This is a genomic window from Cupriavidus pauculus (genome assembly GCF_022179805.1).
GTDB lineage: Bacteria > Pseudomonadota > Gammaproteobacteria > Burkholderiales > Burkholderiaceae > Cupriavidus > Cupriavidus pauculus_E.
In genome coordinates, this window is the sequence record NZ_BPUO01000009.1 from 274,306 (window position 1) to 293,880 (window position 19,575).

Consider the following 19,575-nt stretch of genomic DNA (forward strand, 5'->3'; position numbering starts at 1 on the left):
CCGACACCCCCTGTAGCCCGCCAGTTCGCTGGCGGGCATTTTTTTCTGAAGAATTGGCGATTGTTTCAGGATTCCAGGCAGCCAGGAGTGCGAGAAAATTCGTCCCTTCGATGGCTGCTTCTCTGGCCGTCTCGCCGCTCGATAGGTGCCATGCACTTGCCATTTGCGCATAACCATGTGCGTGTTTGTTCGTTCCTTGTATAGGCGGTAGCCCCTAGAGTTGGTAGCTTGTCCCTATCCGACTCAAGAACCATTGGGCCTTAGCCATGACCGCATCCCAGTTATTTCATGCTGAATCTTCAGGAACCGACATCGCCAGTCGCCGCCATCAGGCCGTGGCACGGCTTGTGGCCGAGACGCGCCGGCTCCTCGGCAACACCGACGTGACCGACAAATCCAAGCTTGAACCGGTGGCGAGTGCGCTGGAAGCGCTGGGTCAGCAACGGGAGTTATTCCCTGAGGCTCACTTTCCGGTGTCTGCCAGCAATCCCGCGCAGGTATACAGGCTGGCCGAGGACCTCGATGGCCGTTTCGCACTGTATGTCTCGGCCGGTCTCCCGGGCAAAGCGCAGCCGCCGCACGATCACACCACGTGGGCGATCATCGCCGGCGTCACCGGCCGTGAGCGAAACAACTTCTATGCGCGGGAGGCAACGGACAACCCGGCGCGCGACAAGCTGCGGGAAATCGAGGAATTCGATGTGGTGGCCGGCTCCTCGGTGACGCTGTTGCCCGACGACGTGCATACCATCGAACTGATTGGCGAGGAGAACGGGCTGCATCTGCATTTCTATGGCCTCGCACTGGATCGACTCGCTGGCCGCGTGGTCTTTGAGAGCAAGGCAGGTGGCAGCTATCGCCACTTCGGCCCGCCGCGCCGGCTGGCCGCGCCCGTGATCGGGGCTGAGGCGCTGAAGGCTGCGCTGGCCGATGGGCAGGAAATCGCGCTGCTCGACGTGCGCGAGACCGGTGTCCATACGAAGGGCCATCCGTTGCTGGCGGCTTCCGCGCCATTGTGGCGGCTGGAACTGCTGATCGATCGGCTGGTACCGAGGCGCGATACGCGCATCGTCCTGCTCGACAGCGGCGACAATGCCGACGCGCTCGCGCACCAGGCCGCGGCAAAGCTGGTGCGGCTGGGCTGGGGCAATGTATCGGTGCTGGAGGGCGGCGTGACGGCCTGGGTGGCAGCCGGCAACGAATTGTTCACCGGCAGCAACGTACCAAGCAAGGCCTTTGGCGAAATCATCGAACATCAAAAACACACGCCGTGGATCGATGCCGATGAACAGCACCGCCGTATTGAAGAGGGCGAAGACATCGTCGTGGTGGATAGCCGCACCACAGAGGAGTTTGCCGATTTCAGCCTGCCGTTCGCGCATAGCTTGCCTGGTGCGGAACTGGTGTACCGGATTGGCGAATTGGCGCCGAATCCTGACACGCTCGTGGTGGTCAATTGCGCAGGCCGCACGCGCAGCATTGTGGGAGCTCAGACGTTGATCGATGCGGGCATCCCAAATCCGGTAGCATCGCTCAAGGACGGCACCATGGCCTGGCTTCTATCGGGCCGGACGCTGGCACAGGGGCGCGTAACGCCGCTGCCGGAGCCGACGGCTGCCGCGCTCGAAGGCGCCCGTTCCCGCGCCGAAGGTGTGGCCGCCCGGGCCGGTGTGCGCCGGATCGACGCCGCCGGCCTTGCGGCGTTGGACGCGGCATCGCAGACCCATACCCTGTACCGCTTCGACGTGCGCACGCGCGGCGAGTATGAATCGGGCCATCTGCCGGGCTGGCGCTGGGCACCTGGCGGTCAACTGGTGCAGGCTACCGACGAGTTTCTGGCTACCCGTCATGCCCGCATCGTGCTGGCAGATTTCGACGGCGTGCGTGCGTTGACGACGGCCGCCTGGCTGGCGCAGCTTGGCGGGCACGAAGTGTTCGTCTACGCCCCTTCGGCCGATGCGGCTTTCGTGACCGGCCCAGAGCCTGTCCGTGTGCTGGCATCGCGTCCGGCCGCAGCGTCGGTGTCAACACAGCAGGCCGTGCAACGGCTGACCTCCGGCACGGCGAGGGTGTTCGACGTGGAGCGAAGGTCAGCCTTCGAGAAGCGTCACGCAGCGGGTGCGTACTTCGCCGTCCCCGACCGGCTCGAAGCACTGACCGCCGACGTTCCGGCCGAGCACGCCATTCTGATCACCTCTTCGGACGGCGTGCTCGCACGCGTGGTGGCCGCGGAGCTGGCAGCGCGAACGGGCCGCGATGTCCGCTACGTGACTGGCGGCACGCAGGCGTGGGCGGCTGCGGGTCTACCCGTGGATACGGGCGGCGAGCGGGTGCTGACCGGTGACGACGACTACTGGTTCAGCCCGTATCAGCATGCCGACCTGGCACAGCGCAATGCCGGCTTCCAGGCTTACCTGGACTGGGAGGTCAATCTTGTGGAACAGCTCGGGCGCGAGGGCGATATCGGCTTCCGATTGATCGGGGCGGCCGAGACAGCAAGGTGAGGCGGACAGCAAGTACATCTGAATGACACAAGGGGGCAATGCCCCCTTGTGTCATTCAGCGCGCCAGATGGCGTGTTCGTACAGGTCTGGGCCGAAGTCAGGTGACACGTCAGCGAGTGCGCGTGCCTGGTGCAGTTCCAGGTCGGTGTGAAACAGGTCGTGGCTGACGCGCGACACGATCCGGGGGATGTCCCGCCGCATGCTCGGGATATCGCCCAGTGGAACGCCAGTGCTGGCGTATCCAGCCGGATTGAACACGTGGATCGCACCGAGCCAGGGCGCGGCCCCCCTGTGCTTCCCGGTGTATTCGAGGCCGGACCCAAGATACGGGGAAGCGCCAAGCGCGTCATCGCGCTCGCCCGGTAGCGGCTCATACCGATCGCGCCAGCGAGCAATCAATGGTGCGATGCTGGCCAGTTCGGCGCGATCGGCAGGGTCGGTGGTGTATCCCGTGCCGGCGATCACGAAGCCGAACGCAAACGTGCGGTCCGCCACATGGGCTTCGACGCTGCCGTCGCGCAGTGTGGCAGCCTGCCACGGCGAGGATAGATGGAGATGGAAGTTCGCATGGGCGGTTGCGCGCTTGACGGCATCGGCCGGAGGCGTCGAGCCGGCGCGGCGGTAGCGTACCGCGTGCTGCCAACGCTGCGCATCGGACAGGCTGGCGTAGTTCTCGAAGAAGCCGGAATACATGCGCGGCTTGGCCACGGCCCGAGCCGCAATGTGATCGCGCCGCGAGAACAACCGCACCGATTGCGCGCCAGCTTCCAGCGCCACGGCCGCCGCATCGAACGCCGAAGCGGCGGCGCCGATCACCGCCACGGTCTTGCCGCGCAACGCCGCAAAGTCGATGGCATCGGCCGTATGCGCGGCGAGCCCCGCCTGCACCGCTGCCTGCAGGTAGGCCGGCACGAATGGCGCACCGTTGCCGGCTACGCCGCTGGCCAGGATCAGCTTGCGCGTCGTTTCGAAGTGCCTCACACCGCCGACTTCGAGCGTTAACCGCAGGGCTAGTACGCCGGCGTCCTCCCACGGTGCGATGTCGACGAGCCGGGTGCCGTGGCGAACCTCGATATGGAGGAAGTCGCGGAACCACGCGATATAGGCGGCCCAGTCGGCGCGCGGAATGCGGTCGAGAGCTGCGAAGGCATCCTGGCCGTGGCGGGCTTCGAACCATTGCTGGAAGCCCAGCGCGGTAATGCCGAGTTCCGGTCCTACCAGCGATTTGAGCGTGCGCAGCTTGTGCATGCGTGCGCGGGTCAGCCAGACGCCGGCGCCGGAAGGGTCTTCTGCGGCGTCAATCACGGAAACGCCGCCGATGCCCGCCCGCCGCAGTGCGTGGGCGATGGCAGTGCCGCCCTGGCCGCCGCCGACGATAACGACGTTATGGTCGATGCCGTTGCGCTGGGGCACCCAGTTGTCGGGAGCCGGGCCAAGTAGCCGGAGCGTGTCTCGCGCGAATTGGTCGATGTCGCTCATAGTCAGTCTCAGGCGATGGTCCGTTGGAAGGCTTGCCGCAGATCCGCGATCAGGTCGTGTGGATCTTCCAGCCCGACATGCAGGCGAATGACCGGCGCGTTGTTACCGTGTTCCAGCCAGCTTCGGGAGGCGTTGAGGCGCTCCGGAGGCGCCACCAGCGCCAGGCTCTCATAGCCGCCCCACGATGCACCGATCGAAAACAGTCGCAGTGCGTCGACCAGCCGGTTGGCGGCGGCGTGGTCGCTGGTCCGCAGGGCAAACGACACCAGCCCGCTGGCGCCCGTGAAATCTCGCTTCCACAGCGTGTGACCGGGGTCGTCGGGCAGCGCGGGATAGAAGGTTCGGGACACCTGCGGCTGGTGCTGCAGCCATTGCCCCACCTCTGTCGCATTGCGCTGGTGCTGGGCTAGCCGTACGGGCAGCGTGCGGAGCCCGCGCAGCGCCAAATAGGCATCGTCGGCGCCAATGGTGAGGCCCAGCGCCTCATGCGTGGCGCCAATGCGCTCTGCCAGCGCCGCGCTGTCGACCACAACGGCGCCCTGCATCACATCGGAGTGGCCGGCGATGTACTTGGTGGCAGCCTGGATCGAGATGTTGGCGCCGTGCCGTAGCGGCTGCAGAAACCAGCCGCCGCTCCACGTGTTGTCAATGGCGACGGGCACGCCTTTGGCGCGCGCGATGGCCGTCAGCGCGGGCAAGTCGAGGACATCGAACAGCAGGGAACCTGGCGATTCCAGATAGACGAGCCGTGTGTTGGTGCGAATCAGTTCATCGAGGTCGTCATGCGCGGGCGAGAAATACTCCACTTCCACGCCAAGCCGCTGCAACAGCGTCTGGTCGACCCGGCGAAGTGGAGCATAGACCGTGTCGGAAACCAGTGCGTGGTCGCCGGGGCCGAGCAGCGCCAGCAGCACCAGTGTGATTGCCGACAGCCCGGACGGCGCCAGGAAGGCACGATGCCCGCCTTCGAGCGTACACAGCGCATCTTCCAGCGCCTCATGGGTGTCGAGGCCGTGACGCCCATAGGTGGCGATCCGTTCGCCATGCGAGCGGCGGTGATGGCGGTCGGCCAGGGTCTCGACGTTTTCGAAGCGGACGGTGCTGGTGCGCACCACGGGCACGTTGACGGGGCCGGCGCCATCGCGCAGTCGTGGCGCACCGGCATGCAGCAGCCGCGTATGGATGCCGTCCGTGGGATTCTGGCTCATGGATGATCCTTGTCAGCCTTGGGTGGTTGCGGGTGCTGGAGCGAACGCGGCGTTGAATTCGGCGGGCAGGCGCGGAATGGCACCCAGCGCCCGGCGTAAGAAGGCTCGCGTGCGTTCGTGGCTGGGGTTGCCGAAGATCTGCTCGGGCGGCCCGTGCTCGACAATGCGGCCCGCTTCGGTGAAGTAGATGTGATCGCTGATCTCGGCGGCAAAGCGCATCTCGTGGGTGACCAGCACGCACGTCATCCCGTCTTCCACAAGTTCTCGGATCACGGTCAGGACTTCGCCGACGGTTTCGGGGTCAAGCGCCGACGTCACCTCGTCGAACAGGATCAACTCGGGCCGCATCGCCAGCGCCCGGGCAATCGCCACGCGTTGCTGCTGACCGCCCGACAGTTCGCCCGGATACGCGTGTGCCTTGTCGGACAGCCGCACTTTGCCCAGCAGCGCATGCGCTTCCTGCTCGGCCTCGCGCCGGTTGCGGCCGATCACCCGGGTGGGGGCGATCACCAGGTTCTCCAGCACGGTCAGGTGCGGGAACAGGTTGTACTGCTGGAAGACAAAACCCACGCGCTTGCGCAGCGCAATCAGTTCGTCTTCGGTGCGGAGCGTTTCCACGGCGGTGTCGCCAACGCGGATCTGCCCCTGCTGCGCTCGCAGCAGACCGGTGATGCAGCGCAGGATCGTGCTCTTGCCAGAGCCGGATGGGCCGATGATGGTCACGGCCTCGCCGCGCCGCACCTCGACATCGATACCATTGAGCACCGTGTTGTCGCCGAAGGTCAGGTGCACGTCGTGCAGTGCGACCAACGGCCTGGCAGGTGAGTCGGCGGACGCCTGCGTCTGGCGGTTGCGCAGAAAGGAATCAGTGGCGGTCATGACGACGCTCCAGTGCACGCGTGGCGCGCGCGATCGGATAGCAATAGGCAAAGAACAGGGCCAGCAGCGTGAAATAGACCAGGACCGTGAAATCGTTCCGGGCCACGGTATTGCTGGCCACCTGGGCGGTATCGACCACATCGTGCACGCCCACCAGCGAGGCCAGCGACGTGCTCATGGTGATGCTGGCGTAGAGGTTCATCCACGGCGGCAACATGCGCCGCAGGCACTGCGGGAGCACGATCAGCCGGAAAATCTGGCTGCGCCGGAACGCCAGCGACTGGGCTGCCTCCCACTGGGCGGCCGGAATCGACTGGATCGCGCCCCGGAAAATCTCGGCCACATTGGCACTGGCAGGCAGGGCAAGGCCCAGCACGACCTTGATCCAGTCGGGAAACGGCACTGTCCATTGGCCAATGTGAAGTTCGAACGGAAACACATAGGTGGTGAAGTACACCAGCACCAGAATGGGTGCGTTGCGGAACGCCTGTACCCACAGCCGTGCCAGGTGGCGTGTCCAGCGATGAGTGGACAGCGACAACGCGCCGATCAACAGGCCAGCCAACGTGCCGAGTGCCATTGCCAGGATGCTGATCTCGATATTGGCCCACATGCCGCGCAGCAGCGCGGGCGACCACGTCCACAGGTTTCGGAACGCAGCCGGGGTGCTGCCGGTGGCGATCCAGAAACCGACCACGGCCAGCGCGCACAGCGCGGCCAGCACCCAGGGGCTGGCAAGGGCGTGCCTGACGGGGTGAGGCGCGGTGCGCCAGGGCAGGGCAATCGGGTTACTGGCCATAGCCGGGCATCCTCAAGCGCAGTTCCAACCAGCGGCCCGTGCGGCTGACCAGCCAGGTCAGCACGCCGAAGAACGCCAGGATCAGCAACAGCAATTCCAGCACGTTGTCGCGCTGGGTCCAGATCATGATGGACTCGTACGTGACGTCGCCCACGGCGATGGCCGACGCGACGGCCGTCATCTTGACCAGGTCGACAAGGTTGTTGACCAGCGCTGGCAGCGCGAAACGGACGGCCAGCGGCAATTCCACCTGCAGCAGCAACTGCCGGCGCGAGAAGCCCAGCGAGCGCGCGGCCTCCAGCGTGACGCGCGGCACCGCTTCGATACCAGCCCGCAGGGCCTCGGCGTGAAACACCGCCTTGTGCAGCGACACGACGGCCACCACCCAGAAGAACGGCGTCAGCGGGTTGCTGCCGCCGAGATTGTTCAGATGCTGGGTGATCAGCATGTTCAGCACGAGAAAGCCGCAATAGAGCTGCACGAGCGTGGGCGTATTGCGGGTCAGCTCGACGAACGCACGTGCTGGCGTAGCCAGGGCCTTGTTGCCGGATGTGAGCATTGCTGCCAGGGCGGCGCCCGCCAGAAGGCTGCACGGGATCGTCAGCGCGCACAGTTGCAGCGTGACGACCAGTCCATGCAGGAACGCAGCGCGCTCGGTGGTGTCGAGAACGAAGGCGTAGTTCAGGCCCAGGGATTTCAGCGCCGCGATCCCGGAAACGGTCCAGGCGTCGATCATGGGCGCGCCTCCAGCGATCCGCGGCGCAGTGTCGCTACGGCCTGCGCAATGCGCTGCAACGCCGCTTCCAGCACGTTGTTCGCAGCGGCGAACGACAGGCGAAAGTACGGCGAAAGGCCATAGGCGGCGCCTTCCACCACCGCAACGCCCGCGCTGTCCAGCAGCCAGTCCACCACGTCGCTGTCGGTGGCCAGCACCTGACCGTCGGGCCGCACCTGTCCGATCAGTCCGCCGCAGTGGATGTAGGCGAAGAAGGCCCCGTCGGGCGGCAGCAGGCGCAACCCGGGAATGCGGTTGATCGCCGCGACCGTGAAGGTGGCCCGGCGCGCATAGGCGTCGCGGGCCTGCTCGACGAAAGCCCGGTCGTTGGCCAGTAGCGCCGCTGCGGCTGCGGCCTGTCCGATCGAATTGGCACCCGACGAGACCTGCGACTGGATCGCCGTCATCGCCTGCACCAGTTCGGCCGGTGCGATGCCCCAGCCGATGCGCCAGCCGGTCATCGCATAGGTTTTCGACGCGCCGTTGAGGATCAGGGAGCGCCCGCGCAGGTCGGGCGCCAGTGTCAGCCAATGCCGGCCAGGCGCGACAAAACGGATCTGGTCGTAGATTTCGTCGAGCAGCACCAGCACGTGCGGATGCCGACGCAGCACCTCGGCAAGCGCCAGCAACTCGTCTTCCGTGTACACCGCGCCGGAAGGATTCGACGGCGAATTCAGGATCACCCAGCGCGTGCGCGGCGTGATGGCGGCTTCCAGCGCGCCCGCGCCCAGCTTGAAACCACTTTGCTGGTCGCAGGACACGATGACCGGGTTGCCGTCGTTGACGCGCACGATGTCCGGAAACGAGGACCAGTAGGGTGCGGGAACGATAACTTCGTCGCCGGCGTCCAGCGTGGCGGCAAACGCGTCGAAGATCACCTGCTTGCCGCCGCTGCCAATGAACACTTCCGCCGGCGCGATGTGGATGGCGTGGTCGGCGGAAAAGCGCTCGGCCACGGCGCGCCGCAACGCCCGCGTGCCCGGCGTCGGCGTGTACCGCGTCTCGCCGCGTGCCATGGCCGCGATGGCGGCCTGCTGGATGGCGGGCGGGGTGTCGAATTCCGGCTCGCCGGAGGTGAGCGTCAGGACGTCACGGCCCTGGCTGATCAGCGCGGCGGCACGTTGCCCGGCCGCCGCAATGGGAGACAGGCGGACGCGGCGGGCACGCTGGGACAGCGGTATGGTCGGGGCGGTCATGACTTGCGCCCTTCCGTGAAGACCGCGAAGTCCTGTGGTGCCACATCGAACTTGCCCTGACGCGCGTGATCGTGCGCCGGCCGGATATAGGCGCCCTCAGGCACGCCAAACTTGCGTGCCTGTTCGAGCAGGAATCCCGTGCGATGCAAGTCCCGGATGGCCTTGTCGACGAAGGCCACGGTGTCCTGCTCGCCGCGTCGCGTCCACACTACAGTTGGCGAGGGAATCAACTGGTCCTCGGTGGCCAGCGCAAAGGCGGTCCACTCGGCGCGGTTGGGACCATTCAGCGTCTGGTACAGCGCCGGCTGGATATGCACGGATGCCGCGCAGGTGCCGCCCTTGAGCGCGAGCAGCGATTCGGGAATGCCGCGCAGGCCCTTGACGATGGCGCCGTACTGCTCGGCCAGCGGCCTGGCGAAGTTGCTGCCCTGGGAGACGCAGGCCACCTTGCCGCGCAGGTCCTCCCAGCGCTTGATGCCGCTTTGCCTGGACACCATGGCGGCACCGCCGACCAGGTCGTAAGGCGTGGGGGCGAAGCTCAGGATCTCGCTGCGCTCCTGCGTCCACTGAATATTCGCCACCAGCAGGTCGACCTTGCCCGCCTGCAGGAACTGCACGCGCGTGGAAGCGGTCACCGGAACGGTTTCCAGTTGCACGCCAAGACGGCGCGCCAGATCGGCCGCCAGTTCCGTCTGGTAGCCGCCAGTCTTTCCGGTAGCGGTATCGAGGATGCCGAACGGCGGGCTGGGGCCATCGATGCCAACCGACCGCTTGCCGCGCTGGCGAATCTTGTCGAGCGTGGCGTCGGCCCAGGCGGCATGGGCCGTGGCAAAGCCGGCCAGCAGCAGGGCGGCCGATACGAGGTACTTGTTCATCGCGTGCCCGCCCTCAACCCTTGAATCTTGCCTGCAGTTCGGGCAGCAACGGCTGTGGCGGCGTGATGCCCAGCCGCTTTTCGGTGCCGATCAGCCAGCCGGTGCGATGCCATTCCTGCACCACCTTGTCCACGGCGGCGACGGTATCCGTCTCACCCTTGCGCGTCCAGACCACCGACGGCGCCGGCAGGATCTCGGTGGCAATCGGTGCGGCATAGCCGGCCCACTCGGTATTGGCGCGCAGCAGCGGATGGATCAACGTGGCGTCATGTACGGCCGCCACGCATTGGCCGCCGCGCAACGCCAGCAGGGATTCGGATGCCGTCTTGAAGCCACGTACCTGCGCGCCATACTGCTCCTGTAGCGGCTTCACGAAGCTGCTGCCCTGCGAAGCGCATACGGTCTTGCCGCGCAGGTCTTCCCACTGATGGATGCCGCTGGTCTTGAGCACTGCAGCGGTGCCGCCGACGCGGTAGAACGGCGTGGGTGCGTAGGACAGCAGTTCGCCACGATCCGGGTTGTATTCCATCGAGGCAATCAGCAGGTCGACCTTGCCAGCCTGCAGGAACTGCACGCGGTTGGACGGGTTGACCTGTACGAGTTCAGCTTCCACCCCGAGGCGTTTGGCCAGGTCACGGGCAAGTTCGGGGTTCCAGCCGACCAGTTGCTGGGTGGCTGGATCGATCGATCCAAATGGTCCTCCGTTGACCAGTACGCCGATGGCAACCTTGCCGCGCTGCTTGATTTTGTCGAGCGTGGTGTCGGCGCGTGCCGGCTGGGTGGCGAGGAGAGTCAGTGCGAGCGCGGCAATGGCGCGCAGGGTGTAGGCGGATGTCATGGGGCAGGTGAAGTTGGCGCCAGGCAGCCGATGCCCCAGGAAGGCATCGCTGCACGGCAAGGACAGGTTTGCTGTGGAAGGAGAGGGGGGGCGTCGCGCTGCAGCTAGTTCAGCTTGATGCTCGCCGAGGCGATGACCGCCGCGTAACGCGGCAGGTCCTTTGATAGCGTGTCGTCGAGTGCTTGCGCCGAAGATGCCACCACGACGAAGCCGGCTTCTTCGAGTTGCTGCCGGGTGCCCGGCTGCGCCAGCACGGCCGTGGCATCACGGTTGATGCGCTCGACGATGTCGATGGACGTGCCGGCCGGGGCCAGCAGGCCCTGCCAGCTTTCGACGGCGAAGCCGGGTGCGCCGGCCTCGGCCATGGTGGGTACCTGTGGCAGCGCCTTCGAACGATAGGGCGTGGTGACGGCCAGCGCGGTCAGGCGTCCGCTGCGTACATAGTCGGTGACGGCTGCCAGTGTGATCAGCGTGCCGTCGATATGGCCGCCCAGCAAGTCGAGCGTTGCGGGGCCACCACCGGGATAGGGAATGTAGTTGACCTCGATGCCGAGCTGGCGCGACAGCATCTCGTGCGCGACATGGGCGATGCCGCCATTGCCCGGCAATCCCAACGCGAGCTCGCCCGGCTTGCGCTTTGTCAGGGCCAGATATTCGCCGAAGGTCTTCACGCCCAGATCGGGACGAACCACTAGAACCTGGGGACTGACCACGGCCTTGATCACGCCGCGGAATGCGTGGCGCGTATCGTAGGGGAGCCGCTTGAACAACGACGCATTCAGCGTCACGCCTTCGCCGCCGAGCAGCAGCGTATAGCCGTCCGGCGCGGCGCGGGCCACTTGCCCTGCGCCAATCGTGCCACTGGCGCCCGACACGTTCTCGACCACCACACTTTGATGCCACCGCTCGCTGAGCTTCTGAGCCAGCGTGCGGGCCAGCTTGTCCGCGCTGCCGCCAGCGGCCACCGGCACGATGATGCGCACGGTCTTGTTCGGGAATCCATCGACCGGCGTGTTGGCGATGGACGGGGTGGCGCAGGTGGCGTAGGCAAAGGCCGCCAGTGCGAGTTTCAACGAGTCGAGCAGTCTGCGGCGCAGCATGATGGATGCGGGTATGAGTCCGGACACGCCTGCAGACACGATGTCGGCAGGCAATCGCGCAATGTCGCGGACCAATCAGCTTATGGAGTGCAGCGTTCGATACGAACAAATCTTTTCGTACTTCGATATGCGCGGCGGACTTGCGCGGTCAACGAGGCGGCTGGCGCTTCGAGGGTTCGCTGTCTTTGTGGGGCGGGTAGAGCGGATGGCGCAGCGCGGCGTAGACCAGGACCACGGCGCAGATGGCCGTGAACCAGTCGAGCAGATCGGTCATGGCAAGGCTCCCCGTGATTGTTGAAAAGCCATGTTGTGGACGGAGAAGTCCGGTACGTCAACGAAGCAATCCGACTATGCAAATCCGGTGAATGTCGCCAGCGCCCAGCGCATGTGATGCGACGCGGGCGCGGTACATATCGTTATCGGCAATCGTTCGTTCCTGAGCGTGCACTGACGCCCGTATGCTGCGGCGTCGTTCTCTCTCTTTCACGGACCCACCGCCGATGACTACTTATCTCGACGATCAGCAGCGCATGGAACTTGCGCAGGCGGCGCGGCATTGGCTGTGGCGCGCCGAGCTGCCCACGTGGATGCTGGTCGTGGCCGTGTATGGATCCTGGTTTGGCGTGGCGACCTATGCCAGGCAGCTCGGCCTGCCGCTGGCCTGCGTACTGCTGACGCTGTGCACCACGTGGTATCTGTCGCTGCAGCACGAGCTGCTGCACGGGCATCCGACGCGTCTGCCATGGCTGAATACGCTGCTAGGCGCGGCGCCGCTGGGCGTATGGCTGCCCTATGCGCTATACCGTCGGGCACATCTGCAGCACCATGAGGCCGAACTGACGCATCCGCATACAGACCCCGAAAGCTATTTCCTCGATGCGGGCGCGTGGCAGGCTAAGCCCAGAGTGTTGCGTCGCATCTATGCGGCACGCAACACGATGGCCGGACGCATCCTGTTGCAGCCGGCGTTCGCCATCGCGTCGATCGTGGGCGACGCGCTTTTGCGGCTACGTTTGGGAGACTGGCGAGATCTGCCGGTCTGGGTAGCGCATCTTGCCGCGCTGACGGTATTGCTGGCGTGGCTGCAGCGCGAATGCGGCATGCCTGCCTGGCTGATGCTGGCGGGTGTTGCGTACCCCGCGCTGTCCCTGGCGGCGATCCGGTCCTTCCAGGAACATCGCGCCAGCGAAGCCGAAGTGTCTCGCAGCGTCATCAACGAGGCCGGCCTGGGCTGGCGGCTCCTGTTCCTGAACAACAACTACCACCTCGTGCATCACGATCTGCCTGGCGTGCCGTGGTTTGCGTTGGCATGGGTCTATCGCCAACGGGTGCATGACTACCTTGCGCGCAACGATGGCTTCTTCGTCCAGGGCTACCGCGAGTGGCTGGTGCGTTATGCGTGGCGCACGGTGGCACCTGTGGTTCATCCGCGCTTCGGCGGGACGCTTGCGTGTCGTATCGAAGCATCGGGGCATCATGGCGAAGCCTGAGCGCTGGGTAGCGGCACTGCCCATGTACAACGTGTCGGCCCGGTTGCGCGAAGACTGGTTGCTGCTGATTGACCGGGTCGGCCAGTCGCTGGCCCGCGCGCGGGTGCCGGTGACGCTCACGGCGGTGGATCCCGGCGAAGGCGCCGACGCGCTGCATGCCTTCTGGCGCCGCGACGACCTGCTGCTGTCGCAGACTTGCGGGTATCCGCTGGTACACGGCCTGGCCCCTTATGTCCGGCTGATCGGCACGCCGCGCTTTGCGGTGTCCGGTTGCCATCGGCAGACCTACCGCAGCGCGATCGTAGTGCGTGCGGACGATGGGCCGGCAACGATCGAGGCCTGCCGGGGTGCGCGAGCCGCGTGCAACGGCGCCGATTCGCATAGCGGCATGAACGCGCTGCGCCACGTCGTTGCGCCGCTGGCCCGGGACGGGCAGTTCTTCGCAGACATCGTTCACACCGGCTCGCATCTGGCCTCGCTGGCGGCAGTTGGCGACGGCAGGGCCGATGTGGCGGCGATCGATTGCGTGACACTGGCATTTGCGGCCGATCATCACCCGGCGCTGGTGGCCGGCATCCGCCAGATAGGCTTGACGCGAGCCGTGCCCGGTCTGCCCTTTATCGCGTCGCGGCGCGCCCGCACACCTCTGGTCCGGCAGGTTCGCGTGGCCCTGCGCGAGGCGCTACGCGACGACGCCAGCCTGAGGTCGCGCCTGCATTTGGACGACGTCGTGCGGACGACTGCGGCGGCGTACCAGCCGATTGCCGCCATGGCGCTGGACGCTCAACGCTTAGGCTATGGCAAGCTGGGTTGACGGCGAAGGGCGCGCGACCGACCGTGCCGCTATCCCCGTTGGGGATGCGGCAGTTGCAGGTGGTCCCGCAACGTGCGGCCCTCGTACTCGCGGCGGAATGCACCACGGGCTTGCAGGATAGGGACCACCTCGCGCGTAAAGTCCTCGAAGCCACCGGGAAAGTAGGCCGGCATGATGTTGAAGCCATCGGCGGCGCCGGCACGTACCCATTCGATCATGTGGTCGGCCACCTGCTCGGCGGTGCCCGCCACGATCTGGTGACCCCGCGCGCTCGCGACCAGATGATAGAGCTGGCGCAGCGTCAGGTTACGCTCGCGCGCCAGCCTGATCAGCAGCGCGCTGCGGCTATGCACGACGATATCGGAGGGCAAGGGCGGCAGTGGTGCGTCGAGCGCAAAGCCCGACACGTCAACGGCCAGTTGCTCGGCGAGGATGGCCAGTGCATTCGACTGGTCTGTGAACGACTGCAACTGTGCAAGCTTGTCATGCGCCTCGGCTTCGGTCGCGCCGATGATCGGCATCAGGCCCGGCATGATCAGGCAATGACGTGGATCGCGTCCCGCGTCGGCCACCTGTTTGCGCAGGCCGGTAGCGAATTCCAGTGCGGCGCCGATGTCCTGTTGCGCCGTGAAGACAACCTCGGCGTGACGCGCGGCCAGTTGCTGTCCCGGCCCAGACGAGCCCGCCTGGATCAGCACGGGCTGGCCTTGCTCGCTGCTTGTGACGTTGAGTGGGCCCGCCACCGAGAAATGCCGCCCCTCGTGGTTCAGCGCGTGCATCTTCCCGACGTCAATATAGATGCCTCGCGCCTTGTCCTGAACATACGGGTCCGGGTCCCAGGAGCGCCAAAGTCCCTTCACCACCGTAACGAATTCCTCCGCGATGGCGTAGCGCTCGGCGTGCTCGGGGTGGCGGCTGCGGCTGAAGTTCACCGAGCCATCGGCAAAGGTGGTCACGATTCCACGCGGCACGGCCGTGCGACAGCTTGTCGACCGTCGCCAGCGTCCGTGCCAGGTTGAACGGCTCGCTATACGTGGTGGAGGCGGTGGCGGCAAGACCGACATGCGTGGTCACCATCGACAATGCGGCCAGTATGGCTAGCGGATCGGGACGGGTGATCATCGACGGGTGCGCATCGGCCGACGTCAGCAGCCGGTCGCCGAAGAACACCATGTCGAACTTTGCGCGTTCGGCGGCCTGCGTCATGCGTACCACCAGATCGATGTTCTCGGTGCCGGATTCGGCGTCCGGATATCGCCAGCCGGCCGCGTGATGCCCGGCTGCGAGCAGGAACAATCCAAGTTTCATGATGGTGTCCGCTCAGTTGCCTTGCGCGGTGCCGTCCTTGACCACGCGCGCGGCAATCTCGTGCACCTGGCGGATGCGCTGTGCAGTCTGCTCCGGCGTCAACGTCTGCACGTCCACCTGCACGCGGCTCAGGGCTGCCACGGTGTCGGGTTCGGCCAGGATCTCGCCGATCCACTGGCGCAGCTTTGCCAGCACCTCAGGCGGCACGTTGCGTGGCGCCGTGATGAAGAACGCGCCGGCCAGCGAATCTTCCCAGCCCTTGACGCCCGCATCGCGCACGCTGGGCACATTGGGCAGGTCGGGTGACCGTGCACCGCCGAAGTAGGCCAGTGCCCGCAGCTTGCCCTGCTTGATGAACTGCGTGCTGAGCGGGTCGAATACCAGGTCGACATGGCCGGCGACCACATCGGCCACGGCGGGCGCGCTGCCTTTGTAGGGTACGTGACGGATGTCGATGCCGGTCTGCCGCTTGAGCAACTCGCCGGCCAGATGCCCCGGCGTGCCGTTGCCGGAACTGGCAAACGTGAGCTTGCCGGGGTTGGTCCGCGCATAGGCAATCAGTTCGGGCAGCGTCCGGATCGGCAGCGAAGGATTGATGGCGACGGTCGCCAGCGAGTTGCCGATATAGGCCACGGGCACCAGGTCGTGGAACGGATCGAACTTCACGGTCACCAACTGCGGTGCAATGGCCACGTTGCCGATCGAGGTGTTGAGCAGGGTGTAACCGTCTGCCGGAGACGCCGCTACGAAGCCGGCGCCGAGCGTGCCGCCGGCGCCGGCCTTGTACTCGATGACCACCGGTTGCCCCGCCTTCTCGGCCAGCCGCCTGGTGATGACGCGTGCGACATTGTCATTGGTGCCGCCGGGCGTATAGGGCACCACGTAGGTGATTGGCTTGGACGGGAACGGCTGCTGGGCCAACGCGTCCGTGGTAGTGGCGTGGAGGGAGGCGGTGACGACGAACGCGGTGATCGCGGCGCGCAGGGGTGCGGGGAAGACAGGGAAATGCATGAGAATTGGCAGGAGAGACCGGACGAGTGGATGCACGAGGCAGACCGGTCATCGTAGGTCGATACCCGCGAGGCCGGAACTGCTGATTCGTCATGTCGTTAGCCGCTCCGGTGATAAGCGGCCCGCACCAAGATCAGGCTGCGTGGCCCTGGTGCTGGGCGTCGATCAGCCGTGCACCGTCTCGCAGCAAGGGAATCAGCTCACGGCCAAATTCGACGGCATCAGTGCGTGGATCGAAGCCGCGGAACAGGAAGCCGCCAATCCCTGCGCGGTAGTACGCCAGCAGCGCGTCGGCGACCTGGGCGGCCGTGCCGACGATAGCGGTGGTGTTGCCAGGCGCATTGGTGGCCTTTGCCACCCCCGTGAAAAGCCGCTGGTCCAGCACGTCGCCCTGGGCCACCTGGCGTAGCAGACGTCGCGAGCCTTCATTCTCCGCGCTGGGTGGCGGTGTGTGGCCACCGAAGACAGGCGAGGCGGGACTCCAGAGTCCGACTTCCCGGGTCTGATGCTCGATCTCGTGCGCACGCCGCCACGCCTCGTCTTCCGTCGCACCGAGGATCACGCGAATGGAGATGCTGAACGTGGGCCGTCGGCCCAACGGGCGTGCCGCGTCCAGCACGCTGGCGGTTAACTCCCTCGCGCCATCGAGCGATTCCCCCCACAGCGCGAAGATATCGGCGCGCCGTGCGGCAACGGCGATGGCAGCGGACGACGCACCGCCGAAGGAGATGGGGATGCCGGATGCCTGCAGCGGCTTGAGTTCCGAGAACGCGTTCTCAAAGCGATAGCAGGCGCCTTCGTGGCTGAATGGATCGTGACTTGTCCAGACGTTGCGGAGGATTTCAAGGTACTCGTCCGTGCGGGCGTAACGTTCATCATGTTCGAGGTAGTCGCCGTCGCGTCGTTGCTCGACGTTACGGCCGCCAGTGATGATGTGGAGCAGCAGCCGGCCGCCGGTGTAGTGGTCGAGCGTGGCGAGCTTGCGGGCCGCAAGCGTGGGCGAGATGAACCCCGGACGATGCGCGAGCAGGAACTTCAGCCGTTTTGTCACGCCGGCTGCGCGGGCGGTCGTCAGGAAGTTGTCGGCCCAGCCGGAATTATGCGGTAGTAACACGCCGTCAAAGCCAGCCGCCTCGTGCTCCATCGCGCGCTGCTCGATGTGTGCGGTGTCGAAGGCGGGTCCTTGCGCTGGAATGACTTCCGAGAACAGGCGTGGATAAAGCGTGCCATACAGGTCAATGGGCATGGTTGGCTAGCAGAGTCGGAGGATGTCAGGCGATGGCAGCTTCGGACGCCTGCCGGGCGACGGTCGCGGGATGCGGGGGGCGCTTCAGACCCAGGTGGTCGCGTAGCGTATTGCCGGTGTACTCGGTGCGGAACAGGCCGCGACGGCGCAGTTCCGGCAACACCAGACGGATAAAGTCGTGCAATCCGCCGGGCAGGTACGGCGCCATGATGTTGTAGCCATCGGCACCGTAGTGGCGGAAGCGTTCTTCGAGGGCGTCGGCAATCTGCGCGGGAGTGCCCACCAGTTGCCAATGCCCGCGTGCGCCGGCTACGCGCTGGTAGAGCTGGCGGATGGTCAGGTTCTCGCGGCGGGCCAGATCTACCACCAGCCGCTGGCGGCTCTTGGTGCCATTGGTTTCGGGCAGATCGGGAATCGGGCCGTCAAGCGGATAGGCGGACAGATCGAAACCGCCAGTCAGGTTGGACACCAGCGTTAGGCCCACCACGGGATCAATCAGGGCCTGCAACTGCTCGAACTTCTCCTGTGCCTCGGCCTGGGACGCTCCTACGACCGGGAATACCCCCGGCATGATCTTGAGGTCGTCGGCTGTCCGGCCGTGGCGCACCAGACGCGACTTGAGGTCGGCATAGAAGGCGACCGCTTCATCCAGCGTTTGTTGGGCAGTAAATACGACTTCGCCGCAACGCGCGGCCAGTTCCTTGCCCGCTTCGGAAGATCCAGCCTGCACCACGACCGGATGCCCCTGTGGTGGCCGCGAGACATTGAGCGGTCCCTGTACCTGGAAGTGCTCGCCCTCGTGGTGCAGAACATGGCGCTTGTCGCGCTGGAAGTAGAAGCCGGCGGCCTTGTCGCGCACAAAGGCATCATCTTCCCAGCTATCCCAGAGGCCCGTCACGACATCCACGAACTCGGTGGCGCGCGCGTAGCGATCAGCGTGTAGCAGGTTGTTGTCGCGGTTGAAATTGCGGGCCTCGTGGTCGTTGCCCGTCGTCACCACGTTCCAGCCGGCGCGGCCGTCGGACAAGTGGTCGAGCGAGGCGAACTTGCGCGCGATATGGTACGGCTCGTTGAAGGATGTTGAGGCGGTTGCCACCAGCCCGATTCGCTCCGTGATGGCCGACAGCGCCGACAGCAATGTAATCGGCTCGAACTGCGCCTGGTAGTTGTGCGCTACCCGGCTGAGGAAGTCAACGTTGTCCCCCCGCGTGCCGACACCATCGGCCAGGAAGATCAGGTCGAACTTGGCGCCTTCTGCCGCGCGAGCCAAGTCGGCATAGAAGCGCAGGTCAGTGCCGCCGTCGGCCTGCGCCTGCGGATGCCGCCATGCGGCGATGTGATGGCCAGAGGGGTAGAGGAAGGCTCCCAGGCTCAATTGACCGTTGCGTTGGGACATGTATGTCGAGGGTCGTCATGATGGAGCCTTCCAGCCTAACCAATCACGTGCGCATGGCGAACTACGAATACTGCATGTCGATACTGCTATCTGTCGTTGATCGATATGCGACCTTCCGCCTAGGAGCAGTCTATTGGCCGATGGTGGTATCGATGGGCGCCGTCTCACATCGACCCTGAACAATGAACAGGCGGCTTACATCGTGGCAGGTGCTCGGCATCACGACGTCGGAAAGCTGGGGGTTCCTCCTGAGGCGCCGCCGGGATTCGCAAAAAAATCCGCCACATCTCCGCTAAGCCGCTGATTTGAATGCGACATCGATCGATGGGTCGAGCGGCGGCACGTGCCGGCTGCAGGTCGACCGTATCCGCCAGCCTGTCATGCGCGATTTCGCCCGATGGCCCGATCCGCGCCTTCTTTAGGGACGCAGTATCGCCGCCCGCCTGGCCAATCCGGGACAGGTCAGGCCTCCGGACAAACATCAATTATTTTGAATAACTATGACAGCGATAGCCGACTTTCTCCGGTTAGGCGACCGCTATAGTTCTGCACATGGACAGCGCAGCAACGCACTGAAGCAAACGAAGCGAAGCCCGCGCCGCCCGATAAAACCTCAAATTCATTGAATTATCTTTTATACCGGAGAATCACCATGTC

Annotated in this window: 17 protein-coding genes and 1 pseudogene; 3 read left to right on the forward strand and 15 right to left on the reverse strand. The window is 65.4% G+C overall.

Going from position 1 to position 19,575, the window contains the following annotated elements:
• Positions 1–266: 266 nt before the first annotated feature.
• The gene (locus tag MFF62_RS20430) at positions 267–2,504 is read left to right on the forward strand and encodes a rhodanese-like domain-containing protein (protein WP_238264946.1); all 2,238 of its coding nucleotides are present in this window, start codon (positions 267–269) and stop codon (positions 2,502–2,504) included.
• A gap of 51 nt (positions 2,505–2,555) precedes the next feature.
• On the opposite strand, the gene MFF62_RS20435 is transcribed toward MFF62_RS20430, so the two are convergent.
• The 10 genes from MFF62_RS20435 to MFF62_RS30810 form a co-directional block, all read right to left on the reverse strand.
• Positions 2,556–3,983: an FAD-dependent oxidoreductase gene (locus tag MFF62_RS20435; RefSeq protein ID WP_238264947.1), complete on the reverse strand. Its 1,428-nt coding sequence runs from the start codon at positions 3,981–3,983 to the stop codon at positions 2,556–2,558.
• A gap of 8 nt (positions 3,984–3,991) precedes the next feature.
• Complete coding sequence (gene metC, locus MFF62_RS20440; RefSeq protein ID WP_238264948.1) at positions 3,992–5,191, reverse strand: cystathionine beta-lyase; 1,200 nt, start codon at positions 5,189–5,191, stop codon at positions 3,992–3,994.
• A gap of 12 nt (positions 5,192–5,203) precedes the next feature.
• Positions 5,204–6,070, reverse strand: coding sequence for an amino acid ABC transporter ATP-binding protein (locus tag MFF62_RS20445; protein ID WP_238264949.1), 867 nt, complete (start codon positions 6,068–6,070; stop codon positions 5,204–5,206).
• Entirely contained in the window at positions 6,057–6,869 is an 813-nt protein-coding gene (locus MFF62_RS20450) for an amino acid ABC transporter permease (protein ID WP_238264950.1), read from the reverse strand. Before MFF62_RS20450 ends, MFF62_RS20445 begins: the two co-directional genes overlap by 14 nt.
• A complete protein-coding gene (locus MFF62_RS20455; protein WP_238264951.1) occupies positions 6,859–7,605 on the reverse strand; it encodes an amino acid ABC transporter permease in 747 nt (248 codons plus the stop codon). The genes MFF62_RS20450 and MFF62_RS20455 overlap by 11 nt, the downstream gene beginning before the upstream one ends.
• Positions 7,602–8,840 (reverse strand): aminotransferase class I/II-fold pyridoxal phosphate-dependent enzyme, encoded by a 1,239-nt coding sequence (locus MFF62_RS20460; RefSeq protein ID WP_238264952.1) that lies wholly within the window; start codon positions 8,838–8,840, stop codon positions 7,602–7,604. The genes MFF62_RS20455 and MFF62_RS20460 overlap by 4 nt, the downstream gene beginning before the upstream one ends.
• A complete protein-coding gene (locus MFF62_RS20465; RefSeq protein WP_238264953.1) occupies positions 8,837–9,715 on the reverse strand; it encodes a transporter substrate-binding domain-containing protein in 879 nt (292 codons plus the stop codon). The genes MFF62_RS20460 and MFF62_RS20465 overlap by 4 nt, the downstream gene beginning before the upstream one ends.
• A 13-nt stretch (positions 9,716–9,728) precedes the next feature.
• Complete coding sequence (locus tag MFF62_RS20470; protein WP_238264954.1) at positions 9,729–10,553, reverse strand: transporter substrate-binding domain-containing protein; 825 nt, start codon at positions 10,551–10,553, stop codon at positions 9,729–9,731.
• A gap of 104 nt (positions 10,554–10,657) precedes the next feature.
• Positions 10,658–11,653: a tripartite tricarboxylate transporter substrate binding protein gene (locus tag MFF62_RS20475; protein WP_238264955.1), complete on the reverse strand. Its 996-nt coding sequence runs from the start codon at positions 11,651–11,653 to the stop codon at positions 10,658–10,660.
• A 148-nt stretch (positions 11,654–11,801) separates the two neighbouring features.
• On the reverse strand, positions 11,802–11,927 hold the full coding sequence (locus tag MFF62_RS30810) for a hypothetical protein (RefSeq protein ID WP_283205361.1): 126 nt from the start codon (positions 11,925–11,927) through the stop codon (positions 11,802–11,804).
• A 226-nt stretch (positions 11,928–12,153) separates the two neighbouring features.
• On the opposite strand from MFF62_RS30810, the gene MFF62_RS20480 reads away from it, so the two are divergent.
• Together MFF62_RS20480 and MFF62_RS20485 are read left to right on the forward strand one after the other, a co-directional pair.
• Positions 12,154–13,143: a fatty acid desaturase gene (locus MFF62_RS20480; protein ID WP_238264956.1), complete on the forward strand. Its 990-nt coding sequence runs from the start codon at positions 12,154–12,156 to the stop codon at positions 13,141–13,143.
• Positions 13,130–13,957 (forward strand): phosphate/phosphite/phosphonate ABC transporter substrate-binding protein, encoded by an 828-nt coding sequence (locus MFF62_RS20485; protein WP_238264957.1) that lies wholly within the window; start codon positions 13,130–13,132, stop codon positions 13,955–13,957. The genes MFF62_RS20480 and MFF62_RS20485 overlap by 14 nt, the downstream gene beginning before the upstream one ends.
• 29 nt (positions 13,958–13,986) lie before the next feature.
• Here the strand turns inward: MFF62_RS20485 and MFF62_RS20490 are convergent, their stop codons facing one another.
• The 5 genes and pseudogenes from MFF62_RS20490 to MFF62_RS20505 all read right to left on the reverse strand — a co-directional run bounded on the left by MFF62_RS20490 (position 13,987) and on the right by MFF62_RS20505 (position 18,918).
• Positions 13,987–15,021, reverse strand: a complete 1,035-nt coding sequence (locus MFF62_RS20490; protein ID WP_404990793.1) for an NtaA/DmoA family FMN-dependent monooxygenase — start codon at positions 15,019–15,021, stop codon at positions 13,987–13,989.
• Positions 14,975–15,265 (reverse strand): annotated as a pseudogene (locus MFF62_RS30940) (LLM class flavin-dependent oxidoreductase); the annotation flags it as partial. The gene MFF62_RS20490 and the pseudogene MFF62_RS30940, both read right to left, overlap by 47 nt.
• Positions 15,266–15,277: 12 nt before the next feature.
• Positions 15,278–16,276, reverse strand: a complete 999-nt coding sequence (locus tag MFF62_RS20495; protein ID WP_238264958.1) for a Bug family tripartite tricarboxylate transporter substrate binding protein — start codon at positions 16,274–16,276, stop codon at positions 15,278–15,280.
• Positions 16,277–16,409: 133 nt separating this feature from the next.
• A complete protein-coding gene (locus MFF62_RS20500) occupies positions 16,410–17,522 on the reverse strand; it encodes an LLM class flavin-dependent oxidoreductase (RefSeq protein ID WP_238264959.1) in 1,113 nt (370 codons plus the stop codon).
• 25 nt (positions 17,523–17,547) lie between these two features.
• Positions 17,548–18,918: an LLM class flavin-dependent oxidoreductase gene (locus tag MFF62_RS20505; protein WP_238264960.1), complete on the reverse strand. Its 1,371-nt coding sequence runs from the start codon at positions 18,916–18,918 to the stop codon at positions 17,548–17,550.
• Positions 18,919–19,575 lie beyond the last annotated feature (657 nt).